Raw genomic sequence first — 16,023 nt, forward strand, 5'->3', positions numbered from 1 at the left:
CCACTCCGATTTTCCCATGCCGTTTTCTGTATCAATCCACCCCGACGAACCCACCCGTCTGGTGATGCCACAGCCGCGCATACAACCCACGTTGCGCCAACAGCTCGGTGTGGCTGCCACTCTCGACGATATGCCCCTTGTCCAGCACGATCAGCCGGTCCATGCGGGCGATGGTCGACAGGCGGTGGGCGATGGCGATCACCGTCTTGCCCTGCATCAGCGTCTCCAGGCTCTCCTGGATAGCCGCTTCGACCTCCGAGTCCAGCGCCGAGGTCGCCTCGTCCATGATCAGGATCGGCGCGTTCTTCAGCAGCACCCGGGCGATGGCGATGCGCTGGCGCTGGCCGCCGGAGAGCTTCACGCCGCGCTCGCCGACATGGGCGTCGAAGCCGGTGCGGCCCTGGGCATCGGACAACTGCGGGATGAACTCGTCGGCCCGTGCCCGGCGGACAGCCTCCCAGACTTCCTCGTCACTGGCATCCGGCCGGCCGTACAGCAGGTTGTCGCGGATCGAGCGGTGCAGCAGCGAGGTGTCCTGGGTGATCATGCCGATCTGCGCGCGCAGGCTGGCCTGGTTGACCTCGGCGATATCCTGGCCGTCGATGAGGATGCGCCCGCTGTCGATGTCGTACAGGCGCAGCAGCAGGTTGACCAGGGTCGACTTGCCGGCGCCGGACGGGCCGATCAGGCCGATCTTCTCGCCGGGGCAGATATCCAGGTTCAAGGCATCGATCACCTTGCCGCCCTTGCCGTAGTGGAAGTCGACATGGTCGAAGCGCACCGCGCCGCGGCTGACCTTGAGTGCCGGCGCGTGGGGCTTGTCGCTGACGGTGACCGGCTGGGCGATGGTCTGCAGGCCGTCCTGGACCATGCCGATGTTCTCGAAGATGCCGTTGACCACCCACATGATCCAGCCGGACATGTTGACGATGCGGATCACCAGGCCGGTGGCCAGGGCGATGGCGCCGACGCTGATCAGCGACTGGCTCCACAGCCACAGGGCAAGGCCCGTGGTTGCGACCACCAGCAGGCCGTTCAGCGAGGTGATGACCACGTCCATGCTGGTGATCACCCGCGAGGCCAGCTGGGTCTTCTCGGTCTGCTCGCTGATCGCCTCGCGAGCGTACTGCTGCTCGTAGTCGGTGTGGGCGAACAGCTTGAGGGTGGCGATGTTGGTGTAGCCGTCGACAATGCGCCCCATCAGTTTGGAGCGTGCGTCGGAGGAGATCACCGAGCGTTCCTTGACCCTTGGCACGAAGTAGTACAGCGCGCCGATATAGCAGGCGATCCACACCAGCAACGGCAGCATCAGCCGCCAGTCGGCCTCGGCGAACAGCACCAGTGCGCTGATGGCGTAGATCAGCACGTGCCACAGCGCGTCTACCGCCTGCACCGCTGAATCACGCAGGGAGTTGCCGGTCTGCATGATGCGCTGGGCGATGCGCCCGGCAAAGTCGCTCTGGAAGAAGTTCAGGCTCTGCTTGAGCACGTAGGTGTGGTTTTGCCAGCGGATCAGGCTGGTCATGCCCGGGCTGATGGTCTGGTGCACCAGCAGGTCGTGCAGGCCAAAGAACACCGGCCGCAGCACCAGCACCACCACCAGCATCCAGATCAGCTCGCCACTGTGCTCGCTGAAGAAGTTGGCGTTGGGCGTGCCCTGGGCCAGGTCGATGATCCGGCTCAGGTAGCTGAAAAGCGCCACCTCGATCAATGAGGCGATCAGCCCGACGATCAGCAGGGCGAGGAAGCTCGGCCAGACCTGGCGCAGGTAATAGAGATAGAAGGGCCAGACCTTGCCGGGAGGCGCCTCGCTCGGCGCCTCGCGGAAGATGTCGATCAACTGCTCGAAACGACGGTACAGCATGGGTGACGACACTCCTGTTCGACCCGACTCACGTCCCTGTGTGGTGCGGGATCAGTCGATGCGTTTGGCCGACTTGATGTACACCGGGTCGGCCGGCACATCACGCATGCCTTTCTTGACGGTGGTCGGCGAGTTGACGATCTGGTCGACCACCTCCATGCCCTTGGTGACCTTGCCGAACACGGCGTAGCCACGGTCGCGGCCCGGGTTGAGGAAGTCGTTGTCGGCGACGTTGATGAAGAACTGGCTGGTGGCCGAGTTCGGGTCGGAGGTACGAGCCATGGACAGGGTGCCACGGGTGTTCTGCAGGCCGTTGCTGGCCTCGTTGCGGATCGGATCCTTGGTCGGCTTCTGCACCATCTGCTCGGTGAAGCCACCGCCCTGAACCATGAAGCCAGGGATCACACGGTGGAAGATGGTGTTGTTGTAGAAGCCGCTGTCCACGTACTGGAGGAAGTTCTTGGTACTGATCGGCGCTTTTTCTGCGTTCAGCTCGATCTCGATCTTGCCGAAGCTGGTGACCAGCTCAACGTGCGGGGTCTTGTCGGAGGCCATGACGCTGGTGGCGAAGGCGACCGAGCAGGCGGTGAGCAGAAGTTTTTTCAGCATGGGCTCAATGATCCTTGAGAGGTGGAAGCGGCTGCGAGGAACTGCAGCAGGGTCTGGTTGAAGACCTCAGGTTGGTCCAGGGGCGTAGCGTGCCGCGAATCGTCGATGACCGCCAGTCTGGCGTTGGGCATCAGGGCGACGTAACGCTCTTTCAGTTGTATCGGTGTGTAATCGTGGTCGGCGGCGATCACCAGGGTGGGACAGCGGATCTGGCCGATGCGTTCCTGTACGCCCCAGTCGACGATGGCGTCGAAGCTTTTCAGATACGCACGCTTGTCGTTGCGCGCCCAGCGCTCGGCCATCTTGCGCCGCAGTTCGGCCTGCTCCGGCTTGGGAAACAGCCGTTCGGCCAGACCCTTGCCGACGGTCTCGACGCTGAGCAGGCGCGCCAGGCCCCAGCGCTTGAGCCACCAGATCCAGTCGCTGCGGGTGCGGCGCTTGACCTGCGGGGCGCTGTTGACGATGCACAGGCTACGCAGCCACTCGGGGTGGTCGACGGCGAACTGGAAACCGACCATGCCGCCCATGGACAGGCCGACGAAGTGCACCGGGCCGGTGTCCAGGTGACGGAGCAAGGCCAGCAGATCCTCGCTGAAAGTCTTTATCTGGTAGCCCGAGCGAGGCTTGGACGATTGCCCGTGGCCACGGATGTCCATGAGGATCACCCGGTACTGGCGGGCGAGCTCGGGCATCTGCAGTTCCCAGTCCTGGCTGCTCGAACCCAGCCCGTGCAGCAGCACCAGGGGCTCGCCCTGGCCGTGTTCCTCGTAATGCAACTGGCATCCTTGCTGTTCGAAAACGGCCATGGGCGCGGTCCTCTCAGGCTTGCGGGGGGGCTGCGAAGGGCACGTCCAGCGGCGCGGTGTCGAAGTTGCGCAGCAATTCGATGAGAATCTGCGTGGCCGGGCCCAAGGTCTTTTCCTTGCTGGAGTAAAGGTAGAACAGTGGATGGCGGCTGCCACCCTGATCCAGCGGCAGGGGCTTGAGCACGCCTTCGCGCAGCTCGCGCTCGATCATGTGCCGGGGCAGCCAGGCAAAGCCCAGGCCGCTGCCGACGAAGGTGGCTGCGGTACCCAGGCTGCCCACCGTCCAGCGCTGCTCGGCGCCGAGCCAGCCGACATCACGCGGCTGGGCCCGACCGGAGTCGCGGATCACCACCTGCAGCTGGCTTTCCAGGTCCTGGAAGGTGATTTCGCGGCCCATGCGGTGCAGGGCATGCTCGGGATGGGCGACGGCGATGAACTCCACCGGGCTCAGTTCAGTGCCCAGGTAACCGCCGATGTTGAAGCTGCTGATGGCAAGGTCGGCGATGCCTTCGTGCAGCACTTCCTCGACCCCGGACAGCACCTCTTCGCGCAGGCGCACCCGGCAACCGCGGCTCTGCGGCATGAACGCCGCCAGGGCGCGCACCAGGCGGGCGCTGGGGTAGGCGGCGTCGACCACCAGGCGCACCTCGGCTTCCCAGCCCTGCTCCATGTGATGAGCCAGGTCTTCCAGCTGGCTGGCCTGTTTGACCAGTTGCCGCGAGCGGCGCAGCAGCACGCTACCGGCCTCGGTCAGCACCGCCTTGCGCCCATCGATGCGCAGCAGCGGCACGCCCAGTTGTTCCTGCATGCGCGCCACGGTGTAGCTCACCGACGATTGCGAGCGGTGCAGGGCCTCGGCGGCCTGGGCGAACCCGCCGTGGTCGACCACCGCCTGCAAGGTCCGCCACTGATCCAGGGTAACGCGCGGTGCTTTCATCCAGGGCTCCTGTTGTCCTAAGCTGCGCTCTTCCCAAGGAGAGCGCCCGTATGAAGAAATGTTGTGCGGCTTTGCTGTTGTGCCTGCCCCTCGGGGCCATGGCTTACCCGATCGACGTGGAGAAGGACCTGACCGGGGTCAAGGTCGACTACACCGCCTACGACACGGCCTACGACATCGGCTCGATCAGCCTCAACAACTATGGGCAGGTGCCGGCGGCGTGCAAGGTCATTTTCCGCAACGGCCCCGAGGCGCCACGGGTGCGCCGGGTCAACGTGCCCGCCGGCAGGAGCGTGGATGTCACCGCCAAGTTCAACCGGCAGATCATCAGGCTGCGCATCGTGCTTGACTGCAAAGCGGAATAAAACAGATTAATCGATAGGTTGACCCCACTTTTTACGCTTTTTTATCGATAGGTCAACCACTAATCTCACCTCCATCGAATCGCCACCCCTTACCGCCGATGGAGGCTCCCATGTCCCACGTTCTGATCATCGAAAGCAGCGCCCGCCAGCAGGATTCCGTTTCTCGTAAACTGACCCAGGACTTCATCCAGCAATGGCAAGCAGCGCATCCGGCCGACGAGATCAAGGTGCGCGACCTGGCCGTGAACCCCGTGCCGCATCTGGACGCCAACTTGCTCGGCGGCTGGATGAAGCCCGAGGAACAGCGCAGCACCACCGAGCGTGAGGCACTTGAGCGCTCCAACGTGCTAACCGACGAATTGCTGGCCGCCGACGTACTGGTGATGGCTGCGCCGATGTACAACTTCACCATCCCCAGCACCCTGAAAGCCTGGCTTGACCACGTGCTGCGCGCCGGCATCACCTTCAAGTACACCCCGACCGGCCCCCAGGGACTGCTCAACGGCAAGCGCGCCATCGTGCTGACCGCCCGCGGCGGTATCCATGCCGGTGCCAGCAGCGATCACCAGGAACCCTACCTGCGCCAGGTGATGGCTTTCATCGGTATCCATGACGTGGACTTCATTCATGCCGAGGGGCTGAACATGAGCGGCGAGTTCCACGAGAAAGGCCTGAACCAGGCCAAGGCCAAGCTGGCCGCGGTGGCCTGAGCCGCGACGAATTCCCAACCCTGACACCTTGTTGCTCCTTTGGGTGTGCCTGCCCGGCCATAGAGATGGCCGGGCTTTTTTTGCTCACAGACAGTGCGCATCCTGTGCCGGCCTGATCGCCGAAAAGCCAGCTCATGGATACAGCGCAGTCCTTGAGAATTGTGCGGTCGGTGTGGGAGCCGGCTTGCCGGCGATGGGCTGCGCAGCAGCCCCACAATCCCCATGGTTGAACTGCCCAGGCCCAACCCGCTAAGGTCCCCGCCTTGATCCACGAGGGCCAACCATGGGCTACCTGATAATCGTCGCGCTGATCCAGGCGTACTCCTTCAACCTGATCGGCGAATACCTGGCCGGCCATGTCGACAGCTACTTCGCCGTGCTGATGCGGGTGGTGCTGGCCGGGTTGGTGTTCCTGCCACTGACCCGCTGGCGCCAGGTCGAACCACGCTTCATGCGCTCGATGCTGCTGATCGGTGCGCTGCAGTACGGCATCACCTATGTCTGCCTATACCTCAGCTTCCGCGTGCTGACGGTGCCGGAGGTGCTGTTGTTCACCATCCTCACCCCGCTGCATGTGACCTTGATCGAGGATGCCCTGAACCGGCGCTTCAACCCCTGGGCGCTGCTCGCCGCCCTGGTTGCGGTGGCCGGCGCGGCGGTGATCCGCTTCGACACGGTCACCGGCGAGTTCTTCATCGGTTTCCTGCTGCTGCAGCTGGCCAATTTCACCTACGCCGCCGGCCAGGTGCTGTACCGCCACCTCGTCGCCCGTCACCCCAGTGACCTGCCGCACTACCGCCGGTTCGGCTATTTCTACCTGGGCGCGTTGCTGGTGGTATTGCCGGCCTTCCTGCTGTTCGGCAATACCCAGCACCTGCCGAGCACCGACACCCAGTGGCTGGTGCTGTTGTTCCTCGGCCTGTGCCCGACGGCGCTGGGGTTGTACTGGTGGAACAAGGGCGCCTGCCTGGTCTCCGGCGCCACCCTGGCGGTGATGAACAACCTGCATGTGCCGGTGGGCTTGCTGCTCAACCTGCTGATCTGGAACCAGGACGAACCGCTCGGGCGGCTGGCCATTGGCGGTACGGTGATTCTCGCATCGGTCTGGTTGAGCCGCCTTGGGGGGCTGCGGGCAGGGCTGCCGGGGGCTGCCTCGTCGCGCTGAGGTCTCTGCACGAGAAGAAGGCGCCCGCAGGGCGCCTTCGTCACATTCACGGGGGCAATACCAAGGCAGGCTTTGCCCGGCCGACGGTGGCAGGCAAGATGGACGCAGGCGGCTCAAGATCGCCCGTTCCGACAATGGATTTGCCTGACACTACAAGGAAGAGACCGTGAACCTTGACCTGACCGACCTGAAACTGTTCATCAAGATCGCCGAGTCCCCCAGCCTGACCCAGGGTGCCAAGCGTGCATGCCTCTCGCCAGGGGCCGCCAGCATGCGCATCAAGTCGATGGAAGCCGAGCTTGGCGAGGGGCTTTTCCATCGCCAGCACAAAGGGCTGGTGCTGACCCTGGCAGGTCAGCGGTTGTTGATCCATGCCCGCAAGATCCTGCGCCAGCTCGAAGTGCTCAAGGCCGAATTCGACCACCGCGAAGAGGCTGACGGGGCAAACATGCGCATGTATGTCGCAGGTTTCAGCGCATTCGAGTCGACCCAGCGCCGGCTGGTGCGCTATCTCGCCGATCACGCCAATGTCGCTATCGACCTGCAGCAACGCACGGCCGTGGATATCGTACGCGGCATTCGCGAGGGCGCCGTTGACATGGGCGTGGTGCTCGGCAGTGACCCTGTGGAGGGTTGCGCCTCGATCGCCCTGCCGGTGCTCAACTATGTGGCGGTGCTGCCCAGGCATCATGCATTGGCTGCCAGCGCCTCATTGCGCCTGGGCGAAGTGCTGCGCCACCCGCAGGTCGGGTTGGCGAGCGACAGTGCACTGTGCCGTCTGATCGAGCAGCAGGCCGATATCGATGGCGTCGCGGCCCAGTTCAGGATCAAGGTGTCGGGGGTCGAGTCGCTGTGCCGGATGATTGCCGAAGGGGTCGGTATCGGTATCGCGCCGGATGCGGCGGTACAGCCTTATCTCGATGGCTGTGGCCTGGTGGCCCGACGGCTCGATGAAACCTGGGCACGCCAGCAGCACATGATGCTGGTCAGGCATTTCGAACGCATGCCACGGCATGTCACCGAACTGGTTTCCTACCTGGGCGCCGCCTGAGCAAACCCGGCAAAGGGGCCGCACAGCGGCCCCTATGGGGTGGTCATCGTGTACCGGGCACCAGGCTGAGGATTTCATCGATGGGCATGCAGGCCGGCTCGATCTCATAGGCCCGGTCGTGCTCGAGGATGCTGGTGGCGACCTGACGCATGGCCGAGTAGGCGCCGCGCAGCATGTGGTTGGCGTAGATCACCGCATTGAAACCGGCATTGGCCAGGCACGAGAAGGTCAGTTGCGGGTAGCTGGTCGGCACGCAGACCAGGGGTGTGTGCGGGTGGGTCTGCTTGAAGCGGCGGGCGAATTCGAGGATCTCCTCGCCCGTGCTCTTGCGGCTGTGGATCATGATGCCGTCGGCGCCGGCCTCGATGTAGGCCCGACAGCGTGCGAGGGCGTCATCCAGGCCTTTTTCGAGGATCAGGCTCTCGCAGCGGGCGAAGATCATCATCGAGCCCCCCAAGCGATGGTGGGTGCCGACCCTGATCTTGTCGCAGAAGTGCTCCACGGTTTCCTGCTCCTGGTGCACGCTCAGGCCCAGCAACGAGTTCTTCTTCAGCCCGCATTTGTCTTCGATGACGATCGCCGACACCCCGGCTCGGGCCAGCCACTGCACATGAATGGCGAAGTGCTCGATCTTGCCACCGGTGTCGGCGTCGTAGATCAGCGGCAGGTCGCAGACCGCGAGGATTTCGTTCAGCCGTTCCAGGCGGTCGCTGGGCGAGAGGATCTCGATGTCCGGCAGGCAGCGCTGGGTTGAGTCCGTCAGCGAACTGGACCAGATGGCATCGTAGCCCAGGCTGGTGTCGCCGGCGTCGAGGCGCACGCTCTTGGCCAGCATGGCCGAGATCGGGCTGTGTGCCTCGAGTACCCGCAGGCAGGCTTTTTCACTGAACAACTGGCGCAGGTCGATGCGCGCGTCACGCTTGATCACGTTCATATGCCTCATCCCTGTAGCGAGGTATCTGTCAGGCGGCGAGCACCGACTCCATCTTGTTCAGGTGTTCGCAGGCTCTTTTCACGTATTCGCAGGACAGTGCCTCGATGCGTGTGTGGTCCAGTGCCTGGCGGGTGGCGCGGCAGTAGAGTTCGAGGGCGCTGGTGGCATGGAAGAAATGCTGCGCCTCGACCGCGCCGCAATGCACGCTGAGGAACGAGGCGATGCGATGCGCCTCGCCTGGCGTCTTGCCCTGCGCCTCCTTGAGCCAGTCCTTCCACAGGGGCGTCATCACGTTGTACTCCCCGGTATTGAACAATTCGGTCATCGCCATCATCTCGATGGCCTCTACCAGTTGCGGGGCGAGCGGCCGCTTGTTGCCCACCCAGGTGGAGAATTCCTTGGTCACCGGGTCCAGGTAGCGGTCCTGCAGGCGCCAGTCGTCCGAGCCGCAGATGGCGGTGGCCATGCGCGCATAGAGTTTGGAGTGATGCGGATGGCCGTGCATCTCGCCCAGGCCGATGTCCTCGACGATGATCTCGCCGCAGTGACGGGCGGCGTCCAGCAACAGCAGTCGAGCCTGGGGATCGTCGATGGCCTCGGACTCCTGAAGCAAGCGCACGATGATGCTTGAAACCGCATGGGCGGCACCGTCCGGGCTGCGCCAGCCACAGAAGAAGGTGCACAGGCTTTCCCGTGACCAGGGTTTGGCGGTGATGCGCTGGTAGGTATCGAGGTACTCCTCCAGCAGGTCGGCGTGCACCTCGAAGCCTTTTTTCAGGGCGCTGGCCAGCTGTTTGTCCTGCACATCGGTCAGGGCCTGGTCGACGAATGACAGCATGAAATCCGTTTTCTTCATGTCATGTTCTCGCGGGTGGTGGAAAGTCCGGGGTCAGGCAAGCGTTGCGATAAAGTCGGTGAAGCGGCCCAGGCCCTCCTCGAGGTCCTGCGGGCTTACCGAGTAGGAGAGCCGCACGGCGCACGGGTCGCCATTGCTGCAGCCGGGCACCAGGGCGATGCGCGCCTCGGTCAGCAACAGCTCGCAGAGGTGGCTGGCGTCGCGGATCGCCTCGCCCTGGTAGCGCTTGCCGAGCAGGCGGGTGATATCCAGGTAGAGGTAGAACGCGCCTTGCGGTGGCGAAAAGCGGATGGTCTCGAGTTTGCCGAGCAGCGCCGTGGCGATAGCCAGTTGCCGATCGAGCTGGGCATTGACCTCGGCACCGAACTGCCGCGCGCCATCGCCGTCCAGGGCGTTGAGCGCCGCATACTGGGCCAGGCTGCTGGGGTTGGAGGTGGTGTGGGCCTGCAGGTTGTGCATGGCCGCGACCACTGCCTTCGGCGCGCAGGCATAGCCCAGGCGCCAGCCGGTCACTGCCTGGCTTTTGGAGAACGAGTCGATGATGATGGTCGAGGCCTTGAGCTCGGGCAGCAGCGCGACCAGGTTGTGGTGCTGCTGGCCGTTGCGCAGCAGGCTGCGGTAGCACTCGTCGAAGATCACCCAGAGTTTGTGTTCCAGGGCCAGTTCACCGATGGCGATCAGTTCCCGCGGGGCATAGACCACCCCGGTGGGGTTATTGGGGGTGTTGATGATGATCGCCTTGCTGCGCGGCGACACGGCGGCCTTGACCGCCGCGCCGCGCAGGCTGTGGTTGTCGCCTTTGGTGTCGACGAACACCGGGCAGGCGCCGGCCAGTTCGACCTGGGTGGGAAAGGTTTCCCAGTAGGGGCGCGGGATGATCACTTCATCACCCGGATCGAACAGCACCATGGCGCTGTTGAACAGGGCTTGCTTGGCACCGCTGGACACCGCGATCTCATCGGCTCTGTAGTCGACGCCCAGGCGCTGGCTGACGCTGCTGGCCAGGGCCTGGCGCAGCCGCGGATTGCCCAGTGGCGGGGTGTAGCGGTTCCACTGTTCGTGGACCGCCGCGATGGCGCCGTGGCGCATGTCCGGAGCGGCGTCGCTGGACAGCTCGCCGGCGGCGAAGTTGATCACCTTGATACCGGCATCACGCAGTGCGTTGGCCTTGCTGCGCATGCTTGAGGTGCCGGGCGCGCTGATACGCGCGGATCGTTGCGACAGTCCGTTGTTCATGATTGACGTCCTTGTTGTTCTAGATCTGGACCGATGTTGCGGATCAGCGGCGCGGCAGTCCCTTCATGCCGTTGTAGATCACCAGGCACAGCGGCAAGGTCAACAGCAGCACGCAGGCCAGCACCACCAGGCCCTCGGTGACGCCGGCCTGGTCGGATATCGCGCCGATCAGCACCGGGGCGAGGGCGCCGCCGCCCACGGTGCCGGTGTAGAACCAGGCGAATACCCGGTCGCGTCGGTCCCGTGGGGCGAAATCCGGAACCAGGCCGCCAAGTACCGACGAGGTGCCGTTGAGCGCCACGCCGATCAGCGGCATCACCAGCATCAGGGCGCCATAGGGCAATACCAGTGCCAGCAGGATCAGCAGCGCGGTCAGCACTTCCGTGCAGATCACCGTGCGTACCGGCCCCAGGCGCGCGCCAAGGTAGCCGCAGAACAGCTTGCCGAAGGCGCCGCCGATGAACAGCAGGGCCAGGGCCAGGCCGATGTGTTCGGTGCTGGCGCCCTTGCTCTGCAGCAGGAACGGCAGGAAGGTCAAAAAGCCCATGCGCACGCCGCTGTCGATGCTGCCGGTGGCGATCAGCGCCATCAGGCCGGCTGGCGTGCCAGTCACGTCGGCGACCTTGGTCTTCTTGTTGGCGGTTTCGTGGGCCTGGTTCTTCGGCATCAGCCACCACAAGGCGAAGGCGGCGGCGATACCGAGCACGCCGAGCAGGGTGGCGTTGGTTTGCCAGGAGATGTAAACCAGCACCAGCCCGGTCAGGCCGGGGATGACCGCCTTGCCGATATCCCCGGCGAAGTTGTACTGGGCCAGCGCCTGCTTGACCCGCCCGCTGCCCTCGTAGGCGTCGGACACCAGCGCCGAAGCCAGCGGGTGCTGGGTGCTGGCGCCAAGGCCACCGATCATCAGCGCCAGCAGCAGCAGATTGATGTCCGTGGCCTGGGCCGCCAGCAGGTAGGCGAAGCCCGCAAGGGCGGTGCCCCTGACAAGCAGGGTTTCGCGGCCCCATTTGCGCGCACCGCGGCTGGCCAGCAACTGGAAGCCGGCCATCATCCCGGCGTAGGCGCCGCGCAGCAGGCCGACCTGGGCATAGCTCAGGCCGAAGGCGGCCTGCCAGATGGGCAGCAACACATAGATAACGTCGGTAAGGCCATCGTGCACGCCATGGGCCAGGCTGCCGGCGGCCAGTGCCTTGCGGCGGTTGGCTGGGTCGCTGCGGTCCGGCTCGTCGAGTGGTTTTTCCAAAGAGATGTCCTGACGCATCGCTTGCTCGTAGTCCTTTGTCCGATACCGTGCCGCCTGTCATTGGGGCGGCCTGTTCGCTGCAGGTTAGGAGAAGCGGGGTGAGGCGGGTATTCGTATTTATCGAAGGCAGGCGTTTAATAATTCTGAAATACTTGTAACTAATTGTTTCGTTGTGCTTTGTGAGCGCACAAGACCCTGGTGTGCTGCCCAAATTTTTTTCGAGGTCAGTGAGGGCGGGCTTGCCCAGCGATTGGCCGTGTCAGCCTTTTCGCGGGGCAAGCCGGCTCTTACGCATCCCGAATCAGGCTTCGTCGAATTCCCGCGTCGAGGTCACCATAGGCGGCCTGGCCGCCAGCCCCACGCGCATGTCGTTGCCGCTCGGCTGCTGGTAAAGGCTCAGGCCGAACTCCGGCAATACCGCCAGCAGGTAGTCGAAGATATCGCCCTGGATGCGCTCGTATTCGGCCCACGCCGTGGTGGTAGTGAAGCAGTAGATCTCCAGCGGCACACCTTCGGCGGTGGTCTGCATCTGACGGACCATGCAGGTCATGTCCGGGTGCACGTTGGGGTGGTTCTTCAGGTAGGCCAGGGCGAAGGCGCGGAAGGTGCCGATGTTGGTCAGCTTGCGGCGGTTGGCCGAAAGTTCCGCCACCGGGCCCAGGGCTTCGTTCCAGTGATGCAGTTCATGGCGCTTCTGCGCCAGGTAGTCGCCCAGCAGGCGTACCTGTCCCAGGCGCTGTTCTTCGTCCGGGCTCAGGAAGCGCACACCGGCGGCGTCGATGAACAGGCTGCGTTTGATCCGCCGCCCGCCGGATTGCTGCATGCCGCGGTAATTGCGGAACGACTCGCTCATCAGGCGCCAGGTGGGGATCGAGACGATGGTCTTGTCGAAGTTTTGCACCTTGACCGTGTGCAGGGTGATGTCGACCACGTCGCCGTCGGCGCCGGCCTGGGGCATTTCGATCCAGTCGCCGACATGCAGCATGTCGTTGCTGGTCAGCTGCACGCTGGCGACGAACGACAGCAGGGTGTCCTTGTACACCAACAGCAGCACCGCCGACATGGCGCCCAGACCGGACAGCAGCAACAGTGGCGAGCGGTCGATCAGGGTGGCGACGATGACGATGGCGGCAAAGATCCACAGCATCATCTTGGCCAGCTGCATGTAGCCCTTGATCGAGCGGGTGCGGGCATGTTCGGTGCGGGCGTAGATGTCCAGCAGCGCGTCGAGCAGGCAGGAAAGGGCGCGGGTCATGAACAGCAGCGTCACGGCCAGCGCGACATTGCCGAGAAAATGCTGGGCGGCGGCCGACAGCTCCGGCACCAGCTTCAGGCCGAACTGCACCACCAGCGACGGGGTGGTCTGGGCCAGACGATGGAACACCTTGTTGTGGCGCAGATCGTCCAGCCATCTGAGTGCCTGTTGGCGGCCTAGCAGGCGGGTGGAGTGCAGGATCAGGAAGCGCGCCAGACGGCCGATCAGCAGCGAGACGAGCAGCAGCACGGCCAGGCCGAGGGCGGCGTGCAGCAGGGGGTGTTGGTCGAGCGTGCCCCAGAGGTCGAGGGCGTCACGCCAGAAGCGTTGGATGTCCATGGGATTGGAAACGGTCTGTGTTGCGGTACGAAGCGTTATTAGAGCGTGGATCGGCGCAAAGTTGCCAAAAGAAATTCGGTTCTGGCCACGGAAAACGTTACCCTATGCAACTGAATTTTTCGCACTTGCCCGAGGTTACCCCGTGTTTTCCCAATTCGCCCTGCACGAACGCCTGCTCAAAGCCGTGGCCGAGCTGAAATTTGTCGAGCCGACCCCGGTGCAGGCGGCGGCCATTCCCCTGGCCCTGCAAGGGCGTGACCTGCGGGTGACGGCGCAGACCGGCAGCGGCAAGACCGCCGCCTTCGTGCTGCCACTGCTCAACCGCCTGGTCGACCGCAGCGGCCCGAGCGTTGAAATACGTGCGCTGATCCTGCTGCCGACCCGCGAGTTGGCCCAGCAGACCCTCAAGCAGGTGCAACTGTTCTCCCAGTTCACCTATATCAAGTCGGGGCTGGTCACCGGCGGTGAAGACTTCAAGGAACAGGCGGCGATGCTGCGCAAGGTGCCGGACGTGCTGATCGGCACCCCGGGTCGCCTGCTCGAGCAGCTCAATGCCGGCAACCTCGACCTGTCCCACGTTGACGTGCTGATCCTCGACGAAGCCGACCGCATGCTCGACATGGGCTTTGCCGAAGACATGGAACGCCTGTGCAAAGAGTGCGAAAACCGCAAGCAGACCCTGCTGTTCTCGGCCACCACCGGTGGCGCTGCCCTGCGTGACATCATCGGCAAGGTGCTCAAAGACCCTGAGCACCTGATGCTCAACAGCGTCTCGCAGCTCGCCGAAGGCACGCGCCAGCAGATCATCACCGCCGACCACGACCAGCATAAAGAGCAGATCGTGCAGTGGCTGCTGGCCAACGAGACCTACAAGAAGGCAATCATCTTCACCAACACCCGCGCCCTGGCCGACCGTATCTACGGCCACCTGGTGGCCAAGGAGGTCAAGGCGTTCGTCCTGCATGGCGAGAAGGACCAGAAGGACCGCAAGCTGGCCATCGACCGCTTCAAGGACGGCGGCTCCAAGGTGCTGGTGGCCACTGACGTCGCGGCCCGCGGCCTGGACATCGACGGCCTGGACCTGGTGATCAACTTCGACATGCCACGCAGCGGTGACGAGTACGTGCACCGTATTGGCCGCACCGGCCGTGCCGGTGGCGAAGGCCTGGCGATCTCGCTGATCACCCACAACGACTGGAACCTGATGTCGAGCATCGAACGCTACCTCAAGCAGCAGTTCGAGCGCCGCGTCATCAAGGAGGTCAAGGGTACCTATAACGGTCCGAAGAAGGTCAAGGCCTCGGGCAAGGCTGCCGGCACCAAGAAGAAAAAGACCGAGAAGAAGGCGGGCGCCGACAAGAAGGGCGCCGCCAAGCGCAAGCCGTCCGCCAAGCCGAAGGCCAACGCGCCGCTGGCCAGCGCCGATGGCCTGGCGCCGCTGAAAAAGCGCAAGCCGGCGGCTGAGTAAACCCCTCCGGCAATGAGCCCGCCACTGCAACGGTGGCGGGTTGCTTCACCTCTTTCCCCTGGGCGCGTAGCCCATTTCCCAAACCCTGTTCCAGCCAGGGCATTTTGTCGCCCGACCGCCACACTCCTCTGGCATGTGCAGCCAAGGAGGAGTAGCGTATGTACAGCTGTAAATACGATTGTCCCGTGCGATTTGAATGGGACGAGGAAAAGAACCAGCTCAACATCCGCAAGCACGGGATCGACTTCAACGATGTGCCCGAGATGTTCCGCCAGCCGATGCTGGCGCTGCGCGATGAGCGATTCGAGTACCCGGAGGCACGCTGGATCGGCATGGGCTGGATCAATGCGTGGGTCAGCGTGGTCGCCTACACCGAACGGCAGGGTGATGTGATCCGCATCATTTCCGCCAGAAGAGCCACACGACGTGAGGTAACGCGCTATGTCGAAACCGTCCATAAGCTGTGAGCAAGACCAAGCCCCGGTCGATACCTCGGACATCCCCGAACTCGACGATGACTTCTTTCGCCGTGCCGAACTGCGGGTGCCCGCCAAGCAAACGGTCACCATCCGCCTGGATGCCGACGTACTGGCCTGGTTCAAGGAGCAGGGCGCCGGCTACCAGACCCGCATCAACCAGTTGCTTCGTCAGTACATGCAGGCCCAGCAGCGGCGCTGATCCAGGCGCCGTCAGGTTTTCCTTTCCGCTTCTTTAAGTTCCTGGATGCGCTTGTCGATCAACTGGCACTTGTCCGGCAGGTCCTTGCTGGCGGTGCCGAGGTCCATGTGCTGAAGCTCTTCATTGATTTCCTTGGCCTTTTGAGCGTTCTGCTCGGTCAGCTGGCTCACCAGGCCTGCCAGTTGCTCTCTTTTCTGCGTGGCCTCTTCCGGTGTGCAGGCCAAGATGGGCTGCGCGCAGAGCAGAGCTGTCGCGCAGAGGATGCAGGGTAGCGGTTTCATCCTTTGGTTCCCTTGTCAGTCGATTCCTGCGGTGGAGGTCGCTGGCTGGCCGGAAGTTCAGCGCGAGCGACTGGCGGAACAGGTGCCGTCAAACGGCTACTATTTTTTGACGATATTAATTTGACGCTTCCATGATGGCGAAATAGTATCTCGCGCTCTTTTTCGCTAATGCTTACCGGTGTGCTGGCAAGCATGAGCACCTGACCGCCTGATTTGCGAGACC

18 protein-coding genes are annotated in these 16,023 nt (G+C 63.7%); 7 read left to right on the plus strand and 11 right to left on the minus strand.

Annotated features, from left to right (window positions below; genetic code table 11):
• Window positions 1-31: 31 nt before the first annotated feature.
• The 4 genes from ACQ4OD_RS25050 to ACQ4OD_RS25065 are packed head-to-tail and all read right to left on the minus strand — an operon-like array spanning window position 32 to window position 4,216.
• Window positions 32-1,864, minus strand: coding sequence for an ABC transporter ATP-binding protein (locus ACQ4OD_RS25050; protein ID WP_430945123.1), 1,833 nt, complete (start codon window positions 1,862-1,864; stop codon window positions 32-34).
• A gap of 51 nt (window positions 1,865-1,915) precedes the next feature.
• Window positions 1,916-2,473, minus strand: coding sequence for a peptidylprolyl isomerase (locus ACQ4OD_RS25055; RefSeq protein WP_102684413.1), 558 nt, complete (start codon window positions 2,471-2,473; stop codon window positions 1,916-1,918).
• On the minus strand, window positions 2,467-3,279 hold the full coding sequence (locus tag ACQ4OD_RS25060; RefSeq protein ID WP_430945124.1) for an alpha/beta fold hydrolase: 813 nt from the start codon (window positions 3,277-3,279) through the stop codon (window positions 2,467-2,469). Before ACQ4OD_RS25060 ends, ACQ4OD_RS25055 begins: the two co-directional genes overlap by 7 nt.
• 13 nt (window positions 3,280-3,292) lie before the next feature.
• Window positions 3,293-4,216 (minus strand): LysR family transcriptional regulator, encoded by a 924-nt coding sequence (locus ACQ4OD_RS25065; protein WP_028693074.1) that lies wholly within the window; start codon window positions 4,214-4,216, stop codon window positions 3,293-3,295.
• A 50-nt stretch (window positions 4,217-4,266) separates the two neighbouring features.
• Here ACQ4OD_RS25065 and ACQ4OD_RS25070 point away from each other — a divergent pair, with 50 nt between their 5' ends.
• The 4 genes from ACQ4OD_RS25070 (at window position 4,267) to ACQ4OD_RS25085 (ending at window position 7,507) form a co-directional block, all read left to right on the plus strand.
• Complete coding sequence (locus ACQ4OD_RS25070; protein ID WP_139672940.1) at window positions 4,267-4,581, plus strand: 3-phosphoglycerate kinase; 315 nt, start codon at window positions 4,267-4,269, stop codon at window positions 4,579-4,581.
• A 110-nt stretch (window positions 4,582-4,691) separates the two neighbouring features.
• Window positions 4,692-5,291 carry an FMN-dependent NADH-azoreductase gene (locus tag ACQ4OD_RS25075; protein WP_139672937.1) on the plus strand — a complete coding sequence of 200 codons (600 nt, stop codon included), beginning with the start codon at window positions 4,692-4,694 and terminating at the stop codon, window positions 5,289-5,291.
• A gap of 283 nt (window positions 5,292-5,574) precedes the next feature.
• Window positions 5,575-6,456, plus strand: a complete 882-nt coding sequence (locus ACQ4OD_RS25080; protein WP_139672933.1) for a carboxylate/amino acid/amine transporter — start codon at window positions 5,575-5,577, stop codon at window positions 6,454-6,456.
• Window positions 6,457-6,622: 166 nt separating this feature from the next.
• Window positions 6,623-7,507 (plus strand): LysR family transcriptional regulator, encoded by an 885-nt coding sequence (locus ACQ4OD_RS25085; protein ID WP_139672930.1) that lies wholly within the window; start codon window positions 6,623-6,625, stop codon window positions 7,505-7,507.
• 43 nt (window positions 7,508-7,550) lie between these two features.
• Here the strand turns inward: ACQ4OD_RS25085 and aepX are convergent, their stop codons facing one another.
• The 5 genes from aepX to ACQ4OD_RS25110 all read right to left on the minus strand — a co-directional run bounded on the left by aepX (window position 7,551) and on the right by ACQ4OD_RS25110 (window position 13,373).
• Complete coding sequence (gene aepX / locus ACQ4OD_RS25090) at window positions 7,551-8,441, minus strand: phosphoenolpyruvate mutase (RefSeq protein ID WP_430945125.1); 891 nt, start codon at window positions 8,439-8,441, stop codon at window positions 7,551-7,553.
• 28 nt (window positions 8,442-8,469) lie between these two features.
• Window positions 8,470-9,297: a hypothetical protein gene (locus tag ACQ4OD_RS25095; protein WP_139672924.1), complete on the minus strand. Its 828-nt coding sequence runs from the start codon at window positions 9,295-9,297 to the stop codon at window positions 8,470-8,472.
• A gap of 33 nt (window positions 9,298-9,330) precedes the next feature.
• The gene (locus ACQ4OD_RS25100; protein ID WP_198755254.1) at window positions 9,331-10,533 is read right to left on the minus strand and encodes an aminotransferase class I/II-fold pyridoxal phosphate-dependent enzyme; all 1,203 of its coding nucleotides are present in this window, start codon (window positions 10,531-10,533) and stop codon (window positions 9,331-9,333) included.
• A 43-nt stretch (window positions 10,534-10,576) separates the two neighbouring features.
• Window positions 10,577-11,779: an MFS transporter gene (locus ACQ4OD_RS25105; RefSeq protein ID WP_430945126.1), complete on the minus strand. Its 1,203-nt coding sequence runs from the start codon at window positions 11,777-11,779 to the stop codon at window positions 10,577-10,579.
• Window positions 11,780-12,080: 301 nt separating this feature from the next.
• Entirely contained in the window at window positions 12,081-13,373 is a 1,293-nt protein-coding gene (locus ACQ4OD_RS25110) for a mechanosensitive ion channel family protein (protein WP_139672915.1), read from the minus strand.
• A gap of 142 nt (window positions 13,374-13,515) precedes the next feature.
• Here ACQ4OD_RS25110 and ACQ4OD_RS25115 point away from each other — a divergent pair, with 142 nt between their 5' ends.
• The 3 genes from ACQ4OD_RS25115 to ACQ4OD_RS25125 all read left to right on the plus strand — a co-directional run bounded on the left by ACQ4OD_RS25115 (window position 13,516) and on the right by ACQ4OD_RS25125 (window position 15,519).
• Window positions 13,516-14,841 carry a DEAD/DEAH box helicase gene (locus ACQ4OD_RS25115; RefSeq protein ID WP_023631179.1) on the plus strand — a complete coding sequence of 442 codons (1,326 nt, stop codon included), beginning with the start codon at window positions 13,516-13,518 and terminating at the stop codon, window positions 14,839-14,841.
• A 185-nt stretch (window positions 14,842-15,026) separates the two neighbouring features.
• Window positions 15,027-15,308, plus strand: a complete 282-nt coding sequence (locus ACQ4OD_RS25120) for a BrnT family toxin (protein WP_430945128.1) — start codon at window positions 15,027-15,029, stop codon at window positions 15,306-15,308.
• Window positions 15,283-15,519, plus strand: a complete 237-nt coding sequence (locus ACQ4OD_RS25125) for a BrnA antitoxin family protein (protein WP_069016961.1) — start codon at window positions 15,283-15,285, stop codon at window positions 15,517-15,519. Before ACQ4OD_RS25120 ends, ACQ4OD_RS25125 begins: the two co-directional genes overlap by 26 nt.
• Window positions 15,520-15,530: 11 nt before the next feature.
• On the opposite strand, the gene ACQ4OD_RS25130 is transcribed toward ACQ4OD_RS25125, so the two are convergent.
• Together ACQ4OD_RS25130 and ACQ4OD_RS25135 are read right to left on the minus strand one after the other, a co-directional pair.
• Window positions 15,531-15,800 carry a hypothetical protein gene (locus ACQ4OD_RS25130; RefSeq protein WP_139672912.1) on the minus strand — a complete coding sequence of 90 codons (270 nt, stop codon included), beginning with the start codon at window positions 15,798-15,800 and terminating at the stop codon, window positions 15,531-15,533.
• Window positions 15,797-16,023 (minus strand): hypothetical protein (locus tag ACQ4OD_RS25135; RefSeq protein WP_430945127.1); only part of this gene is annotated, 227 nt, incomplete at its 5' end. The genes ACQ4OD_RS25135 and ACQ4OD_RS25130, both read right to left, overlap by 4 nt.

The organism is Pseudomonas sp. WC1 (assembly GCF_050586565.1).
Classification (GTDB): Bacteria; Pseudomonadota; Gammaproteobacteria; order Pseudomonadales; family Pseudomonadaceae; genus Aquipseudomonas.

Coding starts and splice junctions, on each gene's coding strand:
- ACQ4OD_RS25080 (WP_139672933.1), top strand. CDS start 5,575: ATGGGCTACCTGATAATCGTCGCGCTGATCCAGGCGTACTCCTTCAAC.
- aepX (WP_430945125.1), bottom strand. CDS start 8,441: ATGAACGTGATCAAGCGTGACGCGCGCATCGACCTGCGCCAGTTGTTC.
- ACQ4OD_RS25050 (WP_430945123.1), bottom strand. CDS start 1,864: ATGCTGTACCGTCGTTTCGAGCAGTTGATCGACATCTTCCGCGAGGCG.
- ACQ4OD_RS25110 (WP_139672915.1), bottom strand. CDS start 13,373: ATGGACATCCAACGCTTCTGGCGTGACGCCCTCGACCTCTGGGGCACG.
- ACQ4OD_RS25060 (WP_430945124.1), bottom strand. CDS start 3,279: ATGGCCGTTTTCGAACAGCAAGGATGCCAGTTGCATTACGAGGAACAC.
- ACQ4OD_RS25095 (WP_139672924.1), bottom strand. CDS start 9,297: ATGAAGAAAACGGATTTCATGCTGTCATTCGTCGACCAGGCCCTGACC.
- ACQ4OD_RS25130 (WP_139672912.1), bottom strand. CDS start 15,800: ATGAAACCGCTACCCTGCATCCTCTGCGCGACAGCTCTGCTCTGCGCG.
- ACQ4OD_RS25070 (WP_139672940.1), top strand. CDS start 4,267: ATGAAGAAATGTTGTGCGGCTTTGCTGTTGTGCCTGCCCCTCGGGGCC.
- ACQ4OD_RS25065 (WP_028693074.1), bottom strand. CDS start 4,216: ATGAAAGCACCGCGCGTTACCCTGGATCAGTGGCGGACCTTGCAGGCG.
- ACQ4OD_RS25125 (WP_069016961.1), top strand. CDS start 15,283: ATGTCGAAACCGTCCATAAGCTGTGAGCAAGACCAAGCCCCGGTCGAT.
- ACQ4OD_RS25075 (WP_139672937.1), top strand. CDS start 4,692: ATGTCCCACGTTCTGATCATCGAAAGCAGCGCCCGCCAGCAGGATTCC.
- ACQ4OD_RS25055 (WP_102684413.1), bottom strand. CDS start 2,473: ATGCTGAAAAAACTTCTGCTCACCGCCTGCTCGGTCGCCTTCGCCACC.
- ACQ4OD_RS25100 (WP_198755254.1), bottom strand. CDS start 10,533: ATGAACAACGGACTGTCGCAACGATCCGCGCGTATCAGCGCGCCCGGC.